A 17,414-nucleotide genomic window follows, 5' to 3' on the forward strand; every position below is an offset into this window, starting at 1 on the left:
TGGGCCACGCCCCTAAAGGGGCCGCTGCAAGCAGCGTTCAAATCTGCTCCCGGCAGATTTGTATCCCAAATCACTTACTTGAGTAAGCTCATCGGGATGCACGCTCTTGCCGCCCTCCTGCAACTCGAATTATTTAGGCTATATCAGTAGATTCTAGCTGGCAAACAGGGGTAGTGCTGAGTTCGCTAAGCAAATTTCAACGATATCGGAATCGTGCTTGGCACTGCGCCCGGCGAGCGTGATCGGTCGGGCGCAGGAGGGTCGTTGAAACTAAAGCCTAGCAGTAAATCGCGAGTTTGCGATTAACGCGCCGCTTCATAAATGCGTTGGCTCACTTCCAGGGTAATGTCCTGGTGTTCGCCGAGCGCGGTCATACCGTGCTGGTGCAGCTTATCGAGCAGCGCTGGGATTGAGCTGCCGTCGAGCTGGTAATCTGACATGCGGGTCGGCACGCCCATTTTTTCGAAGAAGGCGCGAGTGGCGGCAATAGCGCCGTCAATGCGGCTGTCTTCGCTACCGTCACGCAGACCCCAAACGCGATCGGCATACTGCAGCAGTTTTTCGCGTTTTTGTGCTTTTTTCTCGATCAACAACGCAGGCAGGACAATCGCCAGCGTTTGGGCATGATCCAGGCCGTGCATGGCGGTCAGTTCATGACCCAGCATATGGGTTGCCCAATCCTGCGGCACACCCGCGCCGATCAAACCGTTCAGCGCCATAGTGGCGCTCCACATCACGTTGGCGCGCACCGCATAGTTTTCCGGCTCAGCCAGCGCACGTGGGCCATCTTCCAGCAAGGTCAGCAGCAGGCCTTCGGCAAAGCGATCTTGCACCTTGGCGTCAACCGGATAGGTCAGGTACTGCTCGAGGGTGTGAACAAAGGCGTCGACCACACCGTTGGCGATTTGGCGCGGTGGCAGTGAATAGGTCACGACCGGATCCAGCACGGCGAACAAAGGCTGTACGTGTGGCGAGAAGAAATGCTGCTTATCACCACTGCTTTTACGGGTGATCACTGCGCCGCTGTTGGATTCAGAACCGGTGGCCGGCAATGTCAGTACGCAACCCATAGGCACTGCGTCTTTGATCTCGCTGCCGACGGTTTTCAGGATATGCCAGGCATCGTTATCTGCGGTGTAGCGGGCTGCAGCAGCGATAAACTTGGTGCCGTCCACGACGGAGCCGCCGCCAACAGCCAGCAGGAAGTCGATGTTTTCTGCACGCACGACCTCGACCGCTTTCATCAGCGTTTCGTAGGTTGGGTTAGGCTCAATGCCGGAAAATTCCAGGACATTGCGGCCCGCCAGCGCGGCATAGACCTGATCCAAGACACCGTTTTTCTTCACGCTGCCACCACCGTAGGTGATCAAAATGCGGGCGTCGGCAGGGATTTGTTGCGCCAGACCCGCGATTTGGTCTTGGCCGAACAGAATTTTGGTTGGGGTATGAAGAATAAAGTTTTGCATGGTTATTTCTCTTCTGCATAAGACAAGCGCCGGTGGCGCAAAATATCTGAGGGGTATTGTCAGTAACTTGGCCCCGCAGCACAATGCACATTCCTGCCCGAGTCTTGCCTATTTCTACAAAGCGTTGTAGAAAAATAGAGTTTTAAACTATTATTTATGCCGGATTATTCTTAGTGTAAGAGGGTGTTTCTGTGAGTGACATTGATGAGCTGCGCAGCCGCATGGCGCGCCAGGCAGCCTGTTTTGCCGAGAGTAACGGTTATACGCCCTCGCCAGTGCCACTGGTGAAAATCCTCTACGTCGACCGCCATTGCCCACGTCAACCGGTGATGTACGAACCCGGGGTAGTGATCATTTTCCAGGGTCACAAGGTGGGTTACTGCGGTAACCGGGTATTCCAATACGACCCGCGTAATTATTTGCTGATGACGGTGCCCTTGCCCTTCGAATGTGAAACCTTTGCCAGCCCAGAATTGCCACTGGTGGGGTTATCCGTGAATATCGATAGCCAGATGCTGCAGGATTTGCTGATCGACATCGGCGACGATGACTACCTGATGAAACCGCGCCGAGAAAGCAGTGGGGTGAACCTGGCTGAATTATCGGAAGAGCTATTGTGCGCCACCGAACGCTTGTTGGATGTGATGGCCAAACCGCTCGACGCGCGGGTGCTGGGGCCACAGATTGTACGTGAAATCCTGTATTACATATTGCGTGGTGCCTGTGGAGCGTCGCTGCAGGAGCTGGTTAATCGCCATACCCACTTTAGCCAAATCGCCAAGGCGCTGCGGCGCATTGAGAACCAATACGCGGACAGCCTCAACGTCGAACAGCTGGCGGGTGAGGTGAACATGAGCATTTCGGCGTTCCACCATAACTTCAAAGCGGTGACGAATACCTCGCCGTTGCAGTATGTGAAATCCTATCGGTTGCACAAAGCCCGTTTACTGATGGTGCATGATGGTTTAAAGGCCAGCACCGCGGCGATCCGTGTTGGCTATGAGAGCGCTTCGCAGTTTAGTCGCGAATTTAAACGCTTCTTCGGCGTGACGCCGAGCGACGAAGTGGCCCGGCTGCGCGACAACCCTCCGCTGATGATGGAAGGGTAGATTGCAGGTTAATGCGGATTGAACTGTACGGGCGGCGACTGCCGCCCGTTAACGCATCAGGAAGAGGCTGCGCGTTTTTTGCGCCAGATAACCAACATGGCACCCAGCAGGCCAGCCAGCAACAGAACCAGCGGCAGGATCATCAGCCCTGTCATCACCTGGCTTTCGTAGCGTTTCACTAACGGGATCTGGCTGAAGGCGTAGCCGAGGCCAACTACGGCACCCACCCAAATTACGGCGCTCAACCAGTTAAAGAACTGAAAACGCGTGCTGTTCAGGCCAGAGATGCCGGCCATGGTGGGCAGCAAGGTACGGACAAAGCCCAGAAAACGGCCAATCACCAGTGCCATCAGGCCATGACGGTTAAACAGGTTGTGCGCCCGCTGGTGATATTGGGCGGGCAGCTGCAGCAACCAGCCTTTTACCAGTTTAGTGTGGCCCAGCCAACGGCCTTGCAGGTAGCTCAGCCAACAACCAAGGCTGGCGGCAAGGGTCAAAATGATCAGCGTAGGCACAAAGGCCATTACGCCTTTGGCGATCAATGCGCCAGATAGCAGCAATAAGCTGTCACCGGGTAAGAAGGAAGCTGGCAGTAATCCGTTTTCTAAGAAAAGCGTGGTGAAAAGTACAGCATAAACCACCCAAATGACGCTTGGATCGGCAAGGGCTATGAAGTCCTGCTGCCAAAGCGCATGAACAATCTCTCGTAATACATCCATTATATATCCTGTTGCATGCCGGTTGCGCCTGGAGCCACGTACCCCAGGATGCGGTGTTGACCGTATCTGACAGTTACCCGCCTAGTGTACCGCTAATAGCTTAAGCACACATTAAACGAGGCGAATAAAATTACCGCTGTAACAGGCGATGTATCAGTGCGCGTTGGTAATACGCTCGAACCCGGCAGCGAGATCGGCGATCAGATCCTGCACGTTTTCCAGGCCAATATGCAGGCGCACCAGCGTGCCGGAGAAATCGACGCCGCCCGCCGGACGGATGGCTTCCAGTTCTTCCGGTTGGTTAGCCAGGATCAGTGATTCATAGCCTCCCCAGGAATACGCCATGCTGAAGTGGTTGAAGTTATCCAGGTAATCGGCCAACTGCACGTCACTGAGACGCTGCTTCAGTACAAAAGAGAACAGGCCGTTGCAGCCGCTGAAGTCACGACGGTAAAACTCATGGCCTTTGCAACTGGGCAGCGCGGGGTGATTGACCACGGCCACCTCAGGCCTGTCGGCCAACCAGTTAGCGACCTCAATGCTGCTCTGTTGGTGTTGTTTGAGACGCACACCCAGCGTGCGCAGCCCGCGGCTGGCCATATAAGCGGTATCGGCATCCACCATTTGGCCCATCAAATAAGAGTATTCACGCAATTGATCCCAACAGCGTGGGTTTGCTACGGCAGTGCCCAGCATGTAATCGGAATGACCAATAATGTATTTGGTGCCCGCCTGAATCGAAATATCGATGTCGAAATCCAGCGCTTTGAACAAGACGCCGGCTGCCCAGGTGTTATCGATCATGATCACCACGTCCGGCGCCACAGCACGAATAGCCTGCACCATCGCCGGGATATCCTGAACCTCCATGGTGATCGAACCCGGCGATTCAAGGAACACCACGCGCGTATTGGGCTGAATCAGCCCGGCGATATCGGCGCCTATTAATGGATCGAAATAGGTCGTCGTTACGTTCATACGGCTCAGGATATGGGTGCAAAAATCCTGCGTTGGTTCATAGACAGAACCGGTCATCAACAGGTGATCCCCAGCGCTGACGAAGGACAAGATGGCGTTGGAAACCGCCGCCGCACCGCAAGGGTAAAGCACACAACCCGCTCCGCCTTCCAGTTCGACCATCGCATCTTGCAACGCGAAATGGGTCAGGGTGCCGCGCCGGCCATAAAACAGCTCGCCATGAGCACGCTTGGCGGTGGCGTGTTTTTTGGCTGCGACGGAATCAAAGACCAGTGAAGAAGCGCGCTGGGTGACGGGATTGACGGAGCCCTGTGTATAGCGCTTGCTGCGCCCGGCGCCGATCAGGGTGGTTTCGATGTTCTTTGACGTCATGGGAGCGGGCTCACCTTATAGGGTCTTCACGGGCCATTTACGAGAGTCCTTACGTTAGCATGACATTTAATAGCCATCCAGACGTTTTAACCGCCAAATGCAGAAACGGATGCAATCCTCTGTCTGATGCTGTTCCTGGACGTCATCCTTCTGCAGGGCTGCAATGACCAAGCGGATTTATCGGTAAATTCGTGATGTAACGACAAAATGCGATAAAACGATGACGTTGTTGCAGCCCTGTGCCGTAAAAGTGACGAAAAACCTTATAAAAGGTGCTTATAGGGCCGAACAGGTCGCGAATGGGTTAGCGGGAGAGCGTCGCAGACGCCGTAGCGATAATTTTCCCGATTATTTGGTAAATAATAATGAGAACTACTATCAATCCCTGAGTGGTTTGATATGATCGCACGCTGAATTATTCCTCAATTTTGATTGGTAACGGGTGGAGGCACAGCGTGAAAACGGCTGGCAAGAATTTAAATCAAGGATCGTTCGGTCAGGGCCGGGCGCAATGGGGCCAGGCATTCGGCCGCGGTCTGATCGCTTCAATGGTATTAGTGGTGGGTCTGGCCGGTAGCGCTCAGGCAGCACCGGCGGCTAATCCAGCCGTTACCGAAAGCATTACTCCGGCTGCGGCGCCTGCTGTTGCAGCCACGCCGGAAAATGTCACGCCGGTGAACCCACAACCGACCATCCAACCGCCAGAAACCCGCGGTATGGACCTGTCCGTTTGGGGCATGTACCAACATGCGGACATCGTGGTAAAAATCGTGATGATCGGTTTGGTGCTGGCATCTATTGTCACCTGGACCATCTTGTTCTCTAAAGGCAGCGAACTGTTCCGCGCCAAGCGCCGTCTGCGCCGTGAACAGTTGGCGTTAGCCAACGTCCGCTCGCTGGACGAAGCCTCTGAGCTGGCGCAAAGCTTCTCGGATGAGAGCATCAGTTCCGTATTGCTGAACGATGCACAGAACGAGCTGGAGCTGTCGGCGGCATCCAACGACAACAACGGCATCAAGGAACGTACCGGTTTCCGTCTGGAGCGCCGCGTAGCGGGCTACAGCCGTAATATGGGCCGTGGCAATGGCTTCCTGGCGACCATCGGTGCCATTTCGCCGTTTGTCGGTCTGTTCGGTACCGTTTGGGGCATCATGAACAGCTTTATCGGCATCGCTCACTCGCAGACCACCAACCTGGCAGTCGTTGCACCCGGCATCGCAGAAGCGCTGCTAGCCACCGCTCTGGGCTTGGTCGCCGCGATCCCGGCGGTAGTGATTTATAACATCTTTGCCCGCGTGATCAGCGGCCACCGTGCACAGGTTGGCGACGTAGCGGCGCAGGTTCTGCTGCTGCTGGGTCGCGATTTGGATCTGGCCGCTACGGCGGAAGCCAAACGTTCACAGCATTCACACCAACTGCGGGTGGGGTGAGTTATGGCGATGCGCTTAAATGAAGATTTGGACGACAGCGGCGAACTGCATGAAATCAACGTGACGCCGTTTATCGACGTTATGCTGGTGCTGTTGATCATCTTTATGGTGGCCGCGCCGCTGGCAACGGTAGATATCCGTGTCGATCTTCCGGCGTCCTCCGCCAAACCGCAGCCGCGCCCGGAAAAACCGGTGTTCCTGTCGGTGAAAGCGGACAAACAGCTCTATGTTGGCGAGCAAGCTGTCAGTGCAGATCAACTGACGTCGGTGCTGGATCAACGGACGCAGGCGAACAAAGAGACCACTATCTTCTTCCAGGCGGATAAGAGCGTGGACTATGAAACGCTGATGAGCGTGATGGATACGCTGCGTAAAGCCGGTTACCTGAAAGTCGGGCTGGTGGGGATGGAAGGCGCCGCCAAGTAGCGCGTCGGGATCACCCAGGCTAAAAAGGGCGCTCAGGCGCCCTTTTTTATTGTCTGAATTTTGTACAAAAGCTTGACGCGCCTTCAACAAATGAAAATACTAATAGATAGTAATTAACACTACTTTCCGGAGTCGGCCATGCCAACAAGCATTGCTTTAAGCCCTCATTTTGAAAGGTTCGTTCATGAGCAAATTGACAGCGGGCGTTATGGCAACGTCAGTGAAGTGATTCGAGCAGGTCTACGCCTGCTCGAAGAGCATGAGCGGGCGATGAAAATTGAACAGTTGCGAATCGCTATTGCGCAGGGAATCGAAAGTGGTGAGGGAGTCCCCGCGGAGGAAGCATTTGCGCGTTTACGGACTAAATACCAACGGATGGTGGGTAATGGAAGTGACTAATGGGGCTAACAATATCGCCGGCGGCGATATGTGACATTGAAAATATTGGCGACTATATTGCGCAGGAAAATCCGGTGCGTGCTCTGAGTTTTATTTCTGAATTGTATAGCCAATGCCAGCGTATCGGCGAGTCGCCGGAAACCTATCAAAAGCGCCCTGAGCTTGGCCGGAACGTCAGGATTAGCGCCTATGGCAAATACCTTATCGTTTTTACTGCGATGCAACATAATGTCAGGATCGAGCGAGTATTCCACGGTGCGAGGAATATTTTGCGTTTGCTGGCTTGTCGTTAGAACGTTAAGAGCTGGCTCATCTGCTCAGCCCCTAACGTTCAACACCCTTTAGCCGCGAGCGTGCGCCGCAGCGCGGGCGATTTGCTCATCGGTTGGGCGTACGCCGGTATAAAGCACAAACTGCTCGAGCGCCTGCAATGCAATCACTTCTGCCCCGGTAATCACGCGTTTACCGTGTTCACGCCCGTAACGAACCAACGGCGTTTCCGCGGGTAGCGCCACGACGTCGAAGACGATTTTCGCCGCATCGACAGTCGCTGGCGCGAAGGCCAGTTGCTCCGCTTCTACACCGCCGGCCATGCCGATTGGCGTTACGTTGATCACCATATCCACCTGTAACTCACCCACTTCTGCCAGCCACTGGTAGCCGTATGCGCTAGCCAGAGCCTGTCCAGCCTCCGGGTTGCGGGCGATGATATGGCCGTTTTTGAAACCGGCGTCACGCAGTGCTGCGGTGACCGCTTTCGCCATGCCGCCGCTGCCGCGCAGGGCAAAGGATGTTTCTGCCGGGATCTGATGTTGCGCCAACAGTTTGGCAATGGCGATATAGTCGGTGTTGTAAGCCCGCAGAAAACCGTTGTCATTGACAATAGTATTGACCGACTCAATCGCCGTGGCGGAAGCATCCAACGCGTCCAGGAAGGGAATACAGCTCTCTTTGAATGGCATCGATACCGCGCAGCCGCGAATACCCAATGCGCGAACGCCGCCCACCGCAGCCTGAATATCTTGGGTGGTAAACGCCTTGTAGATGAAGTTCAGATCCAGTTCCTGATACAGGTAATTGTGGAAACGAGTACCGAAGTTGCCTGGGCGGCCTGCCAGCGACATGCACAGCTGGGTATCTTTATTAATCTCACGGCTCATGTTGAGCTCCTTAACCGGGAAAAGGAAAAACCGGGTGCTGGTCGAGCAGTGCTTTAGAACCGGCATGCCGCCAGTGGATACTGCCCGGCAGGTATAGCGCATTCTGTTCTAATGGCCGCTCGTCAATCAGTGCGCTGACCATGTCGAAACTGTGTTGTGCCAGCGCGCGGCAGTCCTGCGCCACGGTGTCGATTTTCAGCGTTAGGCCGTCGAACAGATAGTGATCGTCGAAGCTGCACAGATGCAAATCGCTTTCCATCAACTGGTGCTGGTTCAGGTAACGTAATACCCCTTCCAGTAGGCCGCAGGCGGCGGTAAACAACGCTTTTGGCGGCCGGCCCAGCTGTGCGCACAGTTGAGCGAACATCTCGTAGCCGGAGCTGGGGTGATAATTGCCGTTGATGATCCATTCTGGTTTACAGACGACTCCGGCACGTTCAAGGCCGAGCTGAAAACCGGCCAGCCGGTCACGTGTTGGTGAGATGCGCGGTTGTCCGCCCAGGAAATAAAACTCGTCCGGGTGTTGGCGCGCCACGTTTTCAACCAGGGTGGCGGTCGATGTCAGCGAGTCAGTGATCACCAGCGGCAGGTCGGAGCCAGTAATCAGACGGTCCATCTGCACCACCGGCAGGCCAGCATTGATTTTTTGATACTCGGTATCGGTGAGCTGGCTGGAGGCGACAATCAGACCGTCGACCTGGCGCTGTACCAGGCTGTTCACCGCCATCATTTCTTGTGCCGGATTCTCATCGGTGCAGGCGATCAGCAACTGCAAACCGGCCTCGCGACACAGGGTTTCCAGCTCGCGTGAGATTACCGCAAAACCGTAGTTAGTCATTTCCGGCACCACCAGCCCCAACGTATGGCTACGCGTAGAACGCAGCGAACGGGCGTGGAAGCTGGGTTGGTAGTGGTGCTCGGCCGCGAGTGCCAAGATACGATCGCGGGTGTCATCAGACACCCGGTATTCCTTGCTGCGGCCGTTAAGCACCAGACTGGCGGTCGATTTAGACACGCCGGCCAGTGCGGCAACATCACTGATGGTTATGCGTTTATTTTTTTTCACTGACGGCATCTGAGTTCATCGAAGGATGCGTCATTCTAGCATGCATGGCGCCAGCGACCAGTGTTCGAGCGCCAGGTGCGCATCACCACCGAGTTGCAACAGCGGTTGCGGGCCGGGGAAGTAGCGTGCACTCATGACCGCTTCGCCGTGGTTGATAAAGATCTCCACGCTGGAGTGGTCAAACAGTATCTGCAAGTGGGCCAGATCACCGCGCCAGTAGCGGTGTTCCGGCTGCCCGTCGCGTAGGTTGTTACGCGTCAGCCGCAGCAAGGCACCGTCCCAGTCCAGCACAATGGCATCGCCGACGTTAGCGCTGAACCTCCCTTGCGGTGTCAGCAGCAGCTCCGCGCTATCGACAGGCAAGCATGGCGCACTGTCGGCGGCACCTTGCCATTGTTGGCTTGTGCCTCGCAGCTGTTGCAGTTCGCGTGCCGGTTGTTGGTACAGTTTGCCGTTCTGCAATGACAGTTCGCGCGGGCAAGTCATGGTGTGGATCCAGCCATACTGCCGCGTCGGATGATAATCCTCGTCCTGTTCTGGCACGCCCATCCAACCCACCAGCAGTCGGCGGCCGTCTTCGGCCAGGGTGGTCTGCGGTGCGTAGAATTCGAATCCGGCATCCAACTCGTGGAAGTCCTGATGGTCAAAAGTGGCCCGTTGATAATCCAGCTTACCCGTGAAATAGCCAGCCTGATAAACATTGAGGTAACGTTCGGCCTGCGCTTCAAGCCCTTGCGGGCAGCAGATCAGCACCTCGACACCGTCCAGCGTGAACAGGTCGGGGCATTCCCACATATAGCCGAAGTCACCGATGCCGTTAAGTTGCGAACCGGCGATTTCCCCCCGCAATTGCCAACTGCGTAGATCGTCGGAACGCAGCAGCAGGACTTTGCCACGATCTTGCAGATCGCGTGCGCCGAGCACCATGTACCACGCGTCCTGATGGCGCCAAACTTTTGGATCGCGGACGTGGCCGCTATAACCTGCTGGCAGTGGCAACACTGGGCCAAGTTTGTCGTAGCCGCTTTGCGTATTCTCTTGCGCCAGGCACTGATAAGCGGTGCGAGAACCCTCGGCGTATTTCACGTTGCCGGTATAGACCAGCGTGATCTTGCCGTCCGCCACGACCGCAGAACCGGAATAACAGCCGTGGCTGTCGTAACAGGCACCCGGCACCAGGGCTACCGGCTGATGCTGCCAATTGACCAGGTCCGTCGATTGCCAGTGGCCCCAGCATTTGTTGCGGTGATCGCAGCCCAGCGGATTCCACTGATAAAACAGATGGTACACGCCGTTATGCTGAATGAACCCATTGGGATCGTTAAGCAAGCCGACGCTAGGCGCCAAATGCCACGCCGGGCGGTGCGGGTCGCGCAGCGCCTTTGGCATGCCGCTCATCAAGGCTTGAACAGCCTGTTTCATTAAGTCGTGTTCTTCCATTATTCACTGTCCGTTTTGTATTTCAGCAGTAATGAGAGAATAAAGGCGCTACCGAAGGCGATCACCAGGCCAATGATATAGCTCACCAGTGAACTGGCCTGCACGATCGCCATCCCCGGGATTGCGGTCAGCCCGACCGCGTTCATACCGACGTGATTGGCCACTACCCAGGCACCGCCGAGCGCACCGCCCGCCAGCGCCGCCAGGAAGGGCTTCACAAAACGCAGGTTGATACCGAACAGCGCGGCTTCGGTAATACCGAGCATGGCGGAAAAGGCTGAAGGCACCGCAATCGCTTTAATCTTGGCGTCGCGGGTTTTGAAATAGACCGCCAGACAGGCACCGCCTTGGGCAATATTGGCCATCGACCAGATCGGCAGCAGGAAGTTAACGCCGATATTAGGGTTGCCGAGCAGCCCGGCTTCGACGGCGTGGAAGCTGTGGTGAATACCGGTGATCACGATGGCGGAATACAGGCCGCCGAACAGCAAGCCGGCAAACCAGCCGGCATGGGTGATCAGCGTGCTGAGGACAAAGGAGATGCCGTCACCCAGCGCACGGCCGGCAGGGCCGATAAACAGCATGGCGACAAAGCCGGAAATGACCACCGTCAGGAACGGCGTCAGGATCAGATCCAGCGCGTTGGGGATCACTTTACGCAGCTGCTTTTCCAGCATGCTCATAAACCACACTGTCAGCAGTACCGGGAACACCGTGCCCTGATAGCCGATCATGGCGATCTCCAACCCGAAGAAATCCATGGTGTGGAAACCGCCGGCGACGCCCCAGGCGTTGGTCAGCGCAGGGTGGGTAAGAATGCCACCGAGTGTGGCTCCCAGATAGGGGTTACCGCCAAATTCACGTGCTGCGGTAAAGCCGATCAGGATCGGCAAAATAATAAACGCCGCAGAGCTGAACATGTCCAGCATCACGAACACAGCGCTGTTGGCATCGGCCCAGCCGTAGGTTTTCACCATGCCAAGCAGGCCCATCAGCAGGCCAGAGGCGACGATCGCCGGGATGATCGGAACAAAGATGTTCGACAGCAGGCGAGCGATACGTTGCAGCGGGTTAAGTTTCTTTGCCGCGATGTCGGCGGCTTCAGACTTGCTGGACTCGCTGACGCCGGCCGCCTTGATAAATTCCGCGTGTACCTTGTTGACCAAACCGGTGCCGAAAATCACCTGGATCTGTCCGGCGTTGCTAAAGCAGCCCTTCACGCCGTCCAGTTTGCCGATCGCCACTTTGTCTACCTTGCTGTCATCCACCAACACCAGGCGTAGACGCGTGGCGCAGTGGGCGGCGCTGGCAATGTTTTCTTTGCCGCCGAGTAGCGGCAACAGCGCGTTGGCGGTTGCGGTAATGTCCATGTTCACTCCCTTAATCAATAAAAATGCCGCCGCGGTTTTTCGCGGCGGAAATCAGTTCAGCAGCGTCAGAAGAAGTACTTGAATCTGGCGCGCACGCCATAGCGCTGATCGTTGTTGGCGTTGGCGATCTTGTTCTCGGCATTGGCTTCCAGCATTGAAACGTAAGCGCCGAGATACAAATTGAAGTTCTTCATATTCATGATGTTTGGTATTTGGTACGAAGTATGAATGGTGTGTATGTCATATTTGCCCGGCTCGCTCAGCGGGTTGCTGATGTCGGCCGCCATACCGGCAGTATTGAACTCTTTGATGTTATTGTGGGCGTAGATATAACCCACTTCAAAGCGGCGCCACAGCACGTTTATTCCGGCGGTGAAGTCCTGCTCGCCAGAGGCGTCGAGATAGGCGGTGCTCAGGTTGGCGACCACGCCGTTGTCTGGATGGGTGGCGGTGTTGTTCCAACTGAGGGTCATGCCGTAGCCGTTACGTTTGGACTGATCGACGAATTGTCCCTGGTTGTCATGATAACCGTAGGCATTGTTGACCACGTTGCTTTCCATCGCGACGGCCGCGCTGAGCTGGTCTTTTTTCCAGGCAATTACCGGCCGCAGGTAGGTGACGTTTTTCTTCTTATCCAGGCTGTTGCCGTGGTAGGCGTCGTCCTGGAACAACGAGGTGCCGTCTTCCACCAGCGTATTGAGTTCAAAGTAGAAGTCACCGGCGTACTTGCTTAGCATCAGGTTGCCGCCGCTGCTGCTGCGGCCACGGCCTTCTTTCATCATGTAGATATAACCGAAGCCGTCTGCGTACAGATCGTTGGCGGTATTACCGGAATACTGGATGAAGGTGTCCTGATTGAGCGGGAACATGTCGTAGGCTTCAAAACGGCCAATCTTGGTCTGCCAGTTCTTTTCGTTGCCGAAGAAGAAGGCCGCATCGTCGAGGTTCATCTTGCCGGTCATGTCCGCCAGCGGCTGCACGCTAAAGCCGGAGAAATTGCCGTCCGGGTTGCGGCGGTAACCGTCAACGCCGACCAGAATACGGCCGTTGATATCCCAACGTTCCTTGTTGCCGGGCTTCCAGTCTTTATTGTCGCTGCCTTTCAGCGACGTAAGCTGGCCGCTGCGGCTGGCTCCGTCCAGGTTGAACTCGACGTCTCCGTACAGCTTCAGATCGGTTAAACCGGTGAGTTGCAGGTTGCTGGCTGGTGCGGCGTGGGTTTCCAACGTCGTGGTGCGCTGTGCCACCTGCACGGTTTGCCGCTCGGTGTTGGCGGTGCGTTGCTCCAATTGCTGGGCCTTGCGTTCCGCTGCCGTAGCACGCGTTTCTGCCTGACTGGCCCGCTGTTCGGCCTGTTGCAGCCGTTGTTCCAGTGCATTCAGACGCGCTTCGATACTGTCGTTGGCGCCTGCTGCTGCCGCAGAGGTAGAGATAAGGAGCCCTGTTGTTACTGCCAGATAGCTTAGTTTCTTCATGATTTTCTATCATCCGGGAAGGTTGTTATTATTTTTGCTAAATTGCTAAACCGGTTTTTCATGATGGAAGATAGTGAGTTGAAAGGCGGCTTGCAATCAAGTTTGCTAACCCGATTCAGCTATTGTGATCAAACCCGCAAATTACACCCTAATGATGAAAATGGTGTGCTCTGGCCCCCAGAGCCAATGGTTCAGGCGAGGGGATTGGGGGCCGGATGTACGCTTAACGGACTAACGCTGGAGGAAATCTTGCAACTCGTCGGTCCGTGGCAACGCGGTCATTGCACCTTTGGCCGTGGTGGCCAGTGCGCCGCAGGCCTGGGCCTGAGCGATGACTGCTGACCACTGTTCTTCTTGTGGCAGAGTACCAAGCTGTGCCAGTGCCGCCAGCAAACCGGCGACGAAAGCGTCGCCCGCGCCGGTGGTGTCGACGGGGGTGATCGATGGGGCGCGGAAGTGACGAATTTGCTTACCGTCGTGCATGCACACACCGTCGCTGCCGAGTGTCACCAGCAGTAAACGGAGCGGGTAGCGCTGCATCATCCAATCGATGCCGCTCTCTAACTCACCGATACTGCTGATAAAATTCAGCTCTTCTTTCGAGATTTTCACGATGTCCGCCAGTAGCAACGCCTTTTGCAAACAGGGACGCAGCGCTTCCGGCTGACGCCAAACCTCTTCGCGAATATTTGGGTCAAAACTGACCCAGCCACCGGCTGCCTTGATGTTCTCCATGGCGGTAAACGTGGTGCTGCGGCTTGGCTCCTGCGACAGGGCGATAGAGCAGACGTGTAGCCATTCATCTGCGTTGAAATCGGGCAGATCACCAGGTTGCAGGAACAGGTCGGCGCTGGGGGTGACCATGAAAGTGAAGGAGCGTTCGCCCGACAAATCGAGATCCACTACCACAGTGGAAGTGTGGTGGTCGGGGTCCTGTGACAGATGGTAGGTATCGACCTGCTCTTCGCTAAGCACCTGCTGTAAGAACGCGCCAAAGCTGTCTGGACCCACACGGCCGATAAAGGCGCTGTCGCCGCCCAGGCGGGCGATACCCACCGCCACATTGGCGGGAGCACCGCCGGGACATTTAAGATAACTGTTTGAATTTTCAGGAACCAGATCGACGACTGCGTCACCCAGCACCCATACGCGATTAACCATGTTCAACCCCTGTTTTCACCCGTGTCAGATGGCGAGCTAAAATAGAAGAACCGGTTTAGCATTGCAACGAAAGAATCCGAAACCTGCTGGTAAAGTCGCATATGGCGGGCCATAAAATGCAGAAATAGGAAATAAGTTATAGCAAGAGGGAATAAGTAACGCGTTGACAATTATAATTAAAAAATAAAAGTCAGATTAATGGAAAGTGTAATTTCCAAATACGGATAATAAAATGTGGCGGTGATTTTAAATAGGATATTTCCTAAATCAAGGTGGCTGCTGGGTATAATCGCGCCGTGATGAATAATTGCATGGTTTAGATGCAATTATTCATGTTAATTAATAGATCTCTCAAGTTCATTTTAATTTTATCTTAAATATATCAATGTATTACATGTTTATTTTGGGTGTTATTTAGGTCGGATATATGAGTGACGCACGGTGTTTATATTAGGTATTTTGTTATCTGGCGCCCATTACGGACCAAAATTAAGTTGATCGTGAGCTATTCGTGCGCATAATGTTTGCGTTTTTTTACAATTCTTATCTTTTATTTGTCTTTCGACAGGGAAAAAGTCATGCGCCATTCCGCCTACTCGTCGCTCAGCCTTGTTGTGCGTAAGGGTTGTATTCCATTAGGCTCCGTTGTCTTGCCGCTGTTTATATACAGCCTACCGCTTCACGCGGCAACGACAAGCAACGAACAGCTGATCATACAGCAGCAGCGACAAAAGGCGCTGGAGCAACAGCTGACACCACCGACACCGGATGTGCGTTTGTCTCCGCCTTCGTCCAGCTTTGGCCGCATTGCTTTCCCGCAGGAAAAAACCTGCTTCCCTATCGATCAGGTGGTGTTAACCGGTCAGGACAAACTCCCTCATTGGCTGCCGTTGCAGCGTATCGCCGATCAGGCGCAGGGCCGCTGCCTGGGCGGGCAGGGCATTAACCTGCTGATGAGCACCCTGCAAAACCGGCTGGTGGATCACGGCTATATCACCACCCGCGTGTTGGCACCGACGCAGGATCTGAAAAGCGGTAAGCTGAGGTTGGTGGTGGTGCCGGGCTACGTGCGGCAGGTGAAACTGACGGCGGAAAGCGGCCAATACATTCAACCCTACAGCACATTCCCGGCCCATGCCGGCAACCTGCTGGATCTGCGCGATATCGAACAAGGGCTGGAAAACCTCCAGCGTTTGCCGACGGTACAGGCCAACATGGAAATCATTCCCGGTGAACAACCCGGAGAAAGTGATATTGCCCTGAGCTGGAAGCAGGAGCGCATGTGGCGCATTGGCGCTTCGTTGGATGATTCTGGCACCAAGAGCACCGGGCGTTATCAGGGGGGCTTGACGCTATCGCTGGATAACCCGTTCTCACTCAGCGATCTGTTCTATATCTCGGGATCTACCGATCTGCAAAACCAGGGTGGCAAAGGCTCCAAAAACATTACTGGGCACTACTCGGTGCCGTTCGGTTATTGGATGGCCGGGGTGACCGCTAACAGTTATGACTACCACCAGACTATTGCCGGTCAGAATCAGGATTACCGTTACAGCGGCAAGAGTAAGAACCTGGATTTCCAGCTTAGCCGAGTGCTGCACCGAAACGGCAGCCAGAAAACCACGCTGACCTACGACGTGCTGGCACGCGAATCCAGCAACTACATCAATGACACTGAAGTGGAAGTACAGCGCCGGCGAACCTCCGGTTGGCGGCTGGGATTACAGCATCGCCACTATATTCAACAGGCTACGTTGGACGCGGGCATCAGTTATCAACGCGGCACCCGCTGGTTCGGCGCATTGCCTGCGCCGGAAGAGACCTTTGGCGAAGCCACTGCACTGAGCAAAATTGTGCAGCTAAATGCCCAGCTTGACGTGCCATTCAGCCTGTTTAGCCAGAACTTCCGCTATAACGTGCAATACCAGCGCCAGATCAGCAATACGCCGCTGACGCCGCAAGACCAGTTTGCTATCGGCAACCGTTGGACGGTACGCGGCTTTGATGGCGAGCGCACCCTGAACGCTAACCATGGCTGGTTCGTCCGTAACGATCTGGCCTGGCGCACGCCATTGCAGGGGCAAGAACTGTACCTCGGTGCCGACTACGGCGAAGTGGGTGGCTACGGTTCTGACTATCTGGCCGGTCAACACTTGGCCGGTGGCGTGGTTGGCCTGCGCGGCTATGCCTTTAAGGTCGGTTACGATCTGTTTGCCGGCGTGCCGTTTTCCAAACCTGAGAGGTTCAGCACCAGCCCGGTCACCCTGGGCTTTAACCTGAGCTGGAACTACTGAGGGCACGACGATGCGCATAGGCGAATACGATATCAGAGCACCGCTGATCCTCGGTGGTGACGACAGTGAAGCGGAAGCCTTTGGGGCTGCCGTTTGGTTGTGGATGCATTCGCCGATGCATCGCGATGCGCCGCTGCACACGCTACCGACACTGTTGCTGCCGATCATCAAGCGACAACAATATGTGTTGGTTTCACAGCAAAATCAGCCGGTGTTTTTCCTCAGTTGGGCCTGGATGAGTCAAGACGCTGAAGCACGCTATTTGACGCAACCGGCAGTAAATATGCAAGAAAGTGACTGGAACAGCGGCGATCGCTTGTGGTTCTGCGACTGGATCGCGCCGTTCGGCCATACGCGGGAAATGCGTAATCTGATGGTCAGGGAGATATTCCCGCACCTGTGTGTACGGGCGTTGTATCACCGGGGGGCGCAACGCGGCAAACGCGTGGTGAACTTTAAAGGTGCACAGGTCAGCCATCAGCAAGCGCAGCAATGGTGGGCGGACCGCCCGTTAGCCGTCGAGCCATCAGAAATTCAATAAGGACATTG

At 55.3% G+C, this 17,414-nt stretch carries 16 protein-coding genes; 7 read left to right on the forward strand and 9 right to left on the reverse strand.

All coding sequences use genetic code 11. The annotated features are described in order from the left end of the window. Window positions 1-302 precede the first annotated feature (302 nt). Window positions 303-1,466, reverse strand: a complete 1,164-nt coding sequence (gene yqhD / locus AC2FC2_RS08870) for an alcohol dehydrogenase (RefSeq protein ID WP_209637369.1) — start codon at window positions 1,464-1,466, stop codon at window positions 303-305. Window positions 1,467-1,687: 221 nt separating this feature from the next. Here yqhD and AC2FC2_RS08875 point away from each other — a divergent pair, with 221 nt between their 5' ends. Beyond that, window positions 1,688-2,575: an AraC family transcriptional regulator gene (locus AC2FC2_RS08875; protein WP_404760568.1), complete on the forward strand. Its 888-nt coding sequence runs from the start codon at window positions 1,688-1,690 to the stop codon at window positions 2,573-2,575. 56 nt (window positions 2,576-2,631) lie between these two features. On the opposite strand, the gene AC2FC2_RS08880 is transcribed toward AC2FC2_RS08875, so the two are convergent. Continuing rightward, window positions 2,632-3,294 carry a DedA family protein gene (locus AC2FC2_RS08880; protein WP_209637373.1) on the reverse strand — a complete coding sequence of 221 codons (663 nt, stop codon included), beginning with the start codon at window positions 3,292-3,294 and terminating at the stop codon, window positions 2,632-2,634. A gap of 153 nt (window positions 3,295-3,447) precedes the next feature. Further along, window positions 3,448-4,644, reverse strand: a complete 1,197-nt coding sequence (gene metC, locus AC2FC2_RS08885) for a cystathionine beta-lyase (protein ID WP_209637375.1) — start codon at window positions 4,642-4,644, stop codon at window positions 3,448-3,450. Window positions 4,645-5,099: 455 nt separating this feature from the next. Between metC and exbB the strand changes: the two genes are divergently transcribed. The 4 genes from exbB (at window position 5,100) to AC2FC2_RS08905 (ending at window position 7,192) form a co-directional block, all read left to right on the forward strand. Further along, window positions 5,100-6,074: a tol-pal system-associated acyl-CoA thioesterase gene (gene exbB, locus AC2FC2_RS08890; RefSeq protein ID WP_490659086.1), complete on the forward strand. Its 975-nt coding sequence runs from the start codon at window positions 5,100-5,102 to the stop codon at window positions 6,072-6,074. Between the two features lie 3 nt (window positions 6,075-6,077). Beyond that, window positions 6,078-6,500 (forward strand): TonB system transport protein ExbD, encoded by a 423-nt coding sequence (gene exbD / locus AC2FC2_RS08895; protein WP_037416623.1) that lies wholly within the window; start codon window positions 6,078-6,080, stop codon window positions 6,498-6,500. Between the two features lie 138 nt (window positions 6,501-6,638). Next, window positions 6,639-6,899: a type II toxin-antitoxin system ParD family antitoxin gene (locus AC2FC2_RS08900; protein ID WP_490659087.1), complete on the forward strand. Its 261-nt coding sequence runs from the start codon at window positions 6,639-6,641 to the stop codon at window positions 6,897-6,899. Beyond that, entirely contained in the window at window positions 6,899-7,192 is a 294-nt protein-coding gene (locus AC2FC2_RS08905; RefSeq protein ID WP_490659088.1) for a type II toxin-antitoxin system RelE/ParE family toxin, read from the forward strand. The genes AC2FC2_RS08900 and AC2FC2_RS08905 overlap by 1 nt, the downstream gene beginning before the upstream one ends. A 48-nt stretch (window positions 7,193-7,240) precedes the next feature. Here AC2FC2_RS08905 and AC2FC2_RS08910 read toward each other — a convergent pair whose 3' ends face one another. From AC2FC2_RS08910 to cscK, 6 genes are all read right to left on the reverse strand, one after another. Next, window positions 7,241-8,059, reverse strand: coding sequence for a shikimate 5-dehydrogenase (locus AC2FC2_RS08910; protein ID WP_209637383.1), 819 nt, complete (start codon window positions 8,057-8,059; stop codon window positions 7,241-7,243). 10 nt (window positions 8,060-8,069) lie between these two features. Beyond that, window positions 8,070-9,134: a LacI family DNA-binding transcriptional regulator gene (locus tag AC2FC2_RS08915; protein ID WP_209637385.1), complete on the reverse strand. Its 1,065-nt coding sequence runs from the start codon at window positions 9,132-9,134 to the stop codon at window positions 8,070-8,072. Between the two features lie 21 nt (window positions 9,135-9,155). Further along, on the reverse strand, window positions 9,156-10,565 hold the full coding sequence (locus tag AC2FC2_RS08920) for a glycoside hydrolase family 32 protein (RefSeq protein WP_490659089.1): 1,410 nt from the start codon (window positions 10,563-10,565) through the stop codon (window positions 9,156-9,158). Further along, window positions 10,565-11,935, reverse strand: a complete 1,371-nt coding sequence (locus tag AC2FC2_RS08925; RefSeq protein ID WP_209637388.1) for a sucrose-specific PTS transporter subunit IIBC — start codon at window positions 11,933-11,935, stop codon at window positions 10,565-10,567. Before AC2FC2_RS08925 ends, AC2FC2_RS08920 begins: the two co-directional genes overlap by 1 nt. Window positions 11,936-12,000: 65 nt before the next feature. Continuing rightward, window positions 12,001-13,410: a carbohydrate porin gene (locus AC2FC2_RS08930; RefSeq protein ID WP_265555970.1), complete on the reverse strand. Its 1,410-nt coding sequence runs from the start codon at window positions 13,408-13,410 to the stop codon at window positions 12,001-12,003. A 231-nt stretch (window positions 13,411-13,641) separates the two neighbouring features. Next, window positions 13,642-14,571 carry a fructokinase gene (gene cscK, locus AC2FC2_RS08935; RefSeq protein WP_490659090.1) on the reverse strand — a complete coding sequence of 310 codons (930 nt, stop codon included), beginning with the start codon at window positions 14,569-14,571 and terminating at the stop codon, window positions 13,642-13,644. A 578-nt stretch (window positions 14,572-15,149) separates the two neighbouring features. Here cscK and AC2FC2_RS08940 point away from each other — a divergent pair. Together AC2FC2_RS08940 and AC2FC2_RS08945 are read left to right on the forward strand one after the other, a co-directional pair. Further along, window positions 15,150-16,865 (forward strand): ShlB/FhaC/HecB family hemolysin secretion/activation protein, encoded by a 1,716-nt coding sequence (locus AC2FC2_RS08940; protein ID WP_265555972.1) that lies wholly within the window; start codon window positions 15,150-15,152, stop codon window positions 16,863-16,865. Window positions 16,866-16,875: 10 nt separating this feature from the next. Then, entirely contained in the window at window positions 16,876-17,406 is a 531-nt protein-coding gene (locus AC2FC2_RS08945) for a toxin-activating lysine-acyltransferase (RefSeq protein ID WP_209637396.1), read from the forward strand. The last annotated feature ends 8 nt before the right edge of the window (window positions 17,407-17,414 follow it).

It is taken from the genome of Serratia sp. CoH_122_TC_1 (assembly GCF_058191755.1).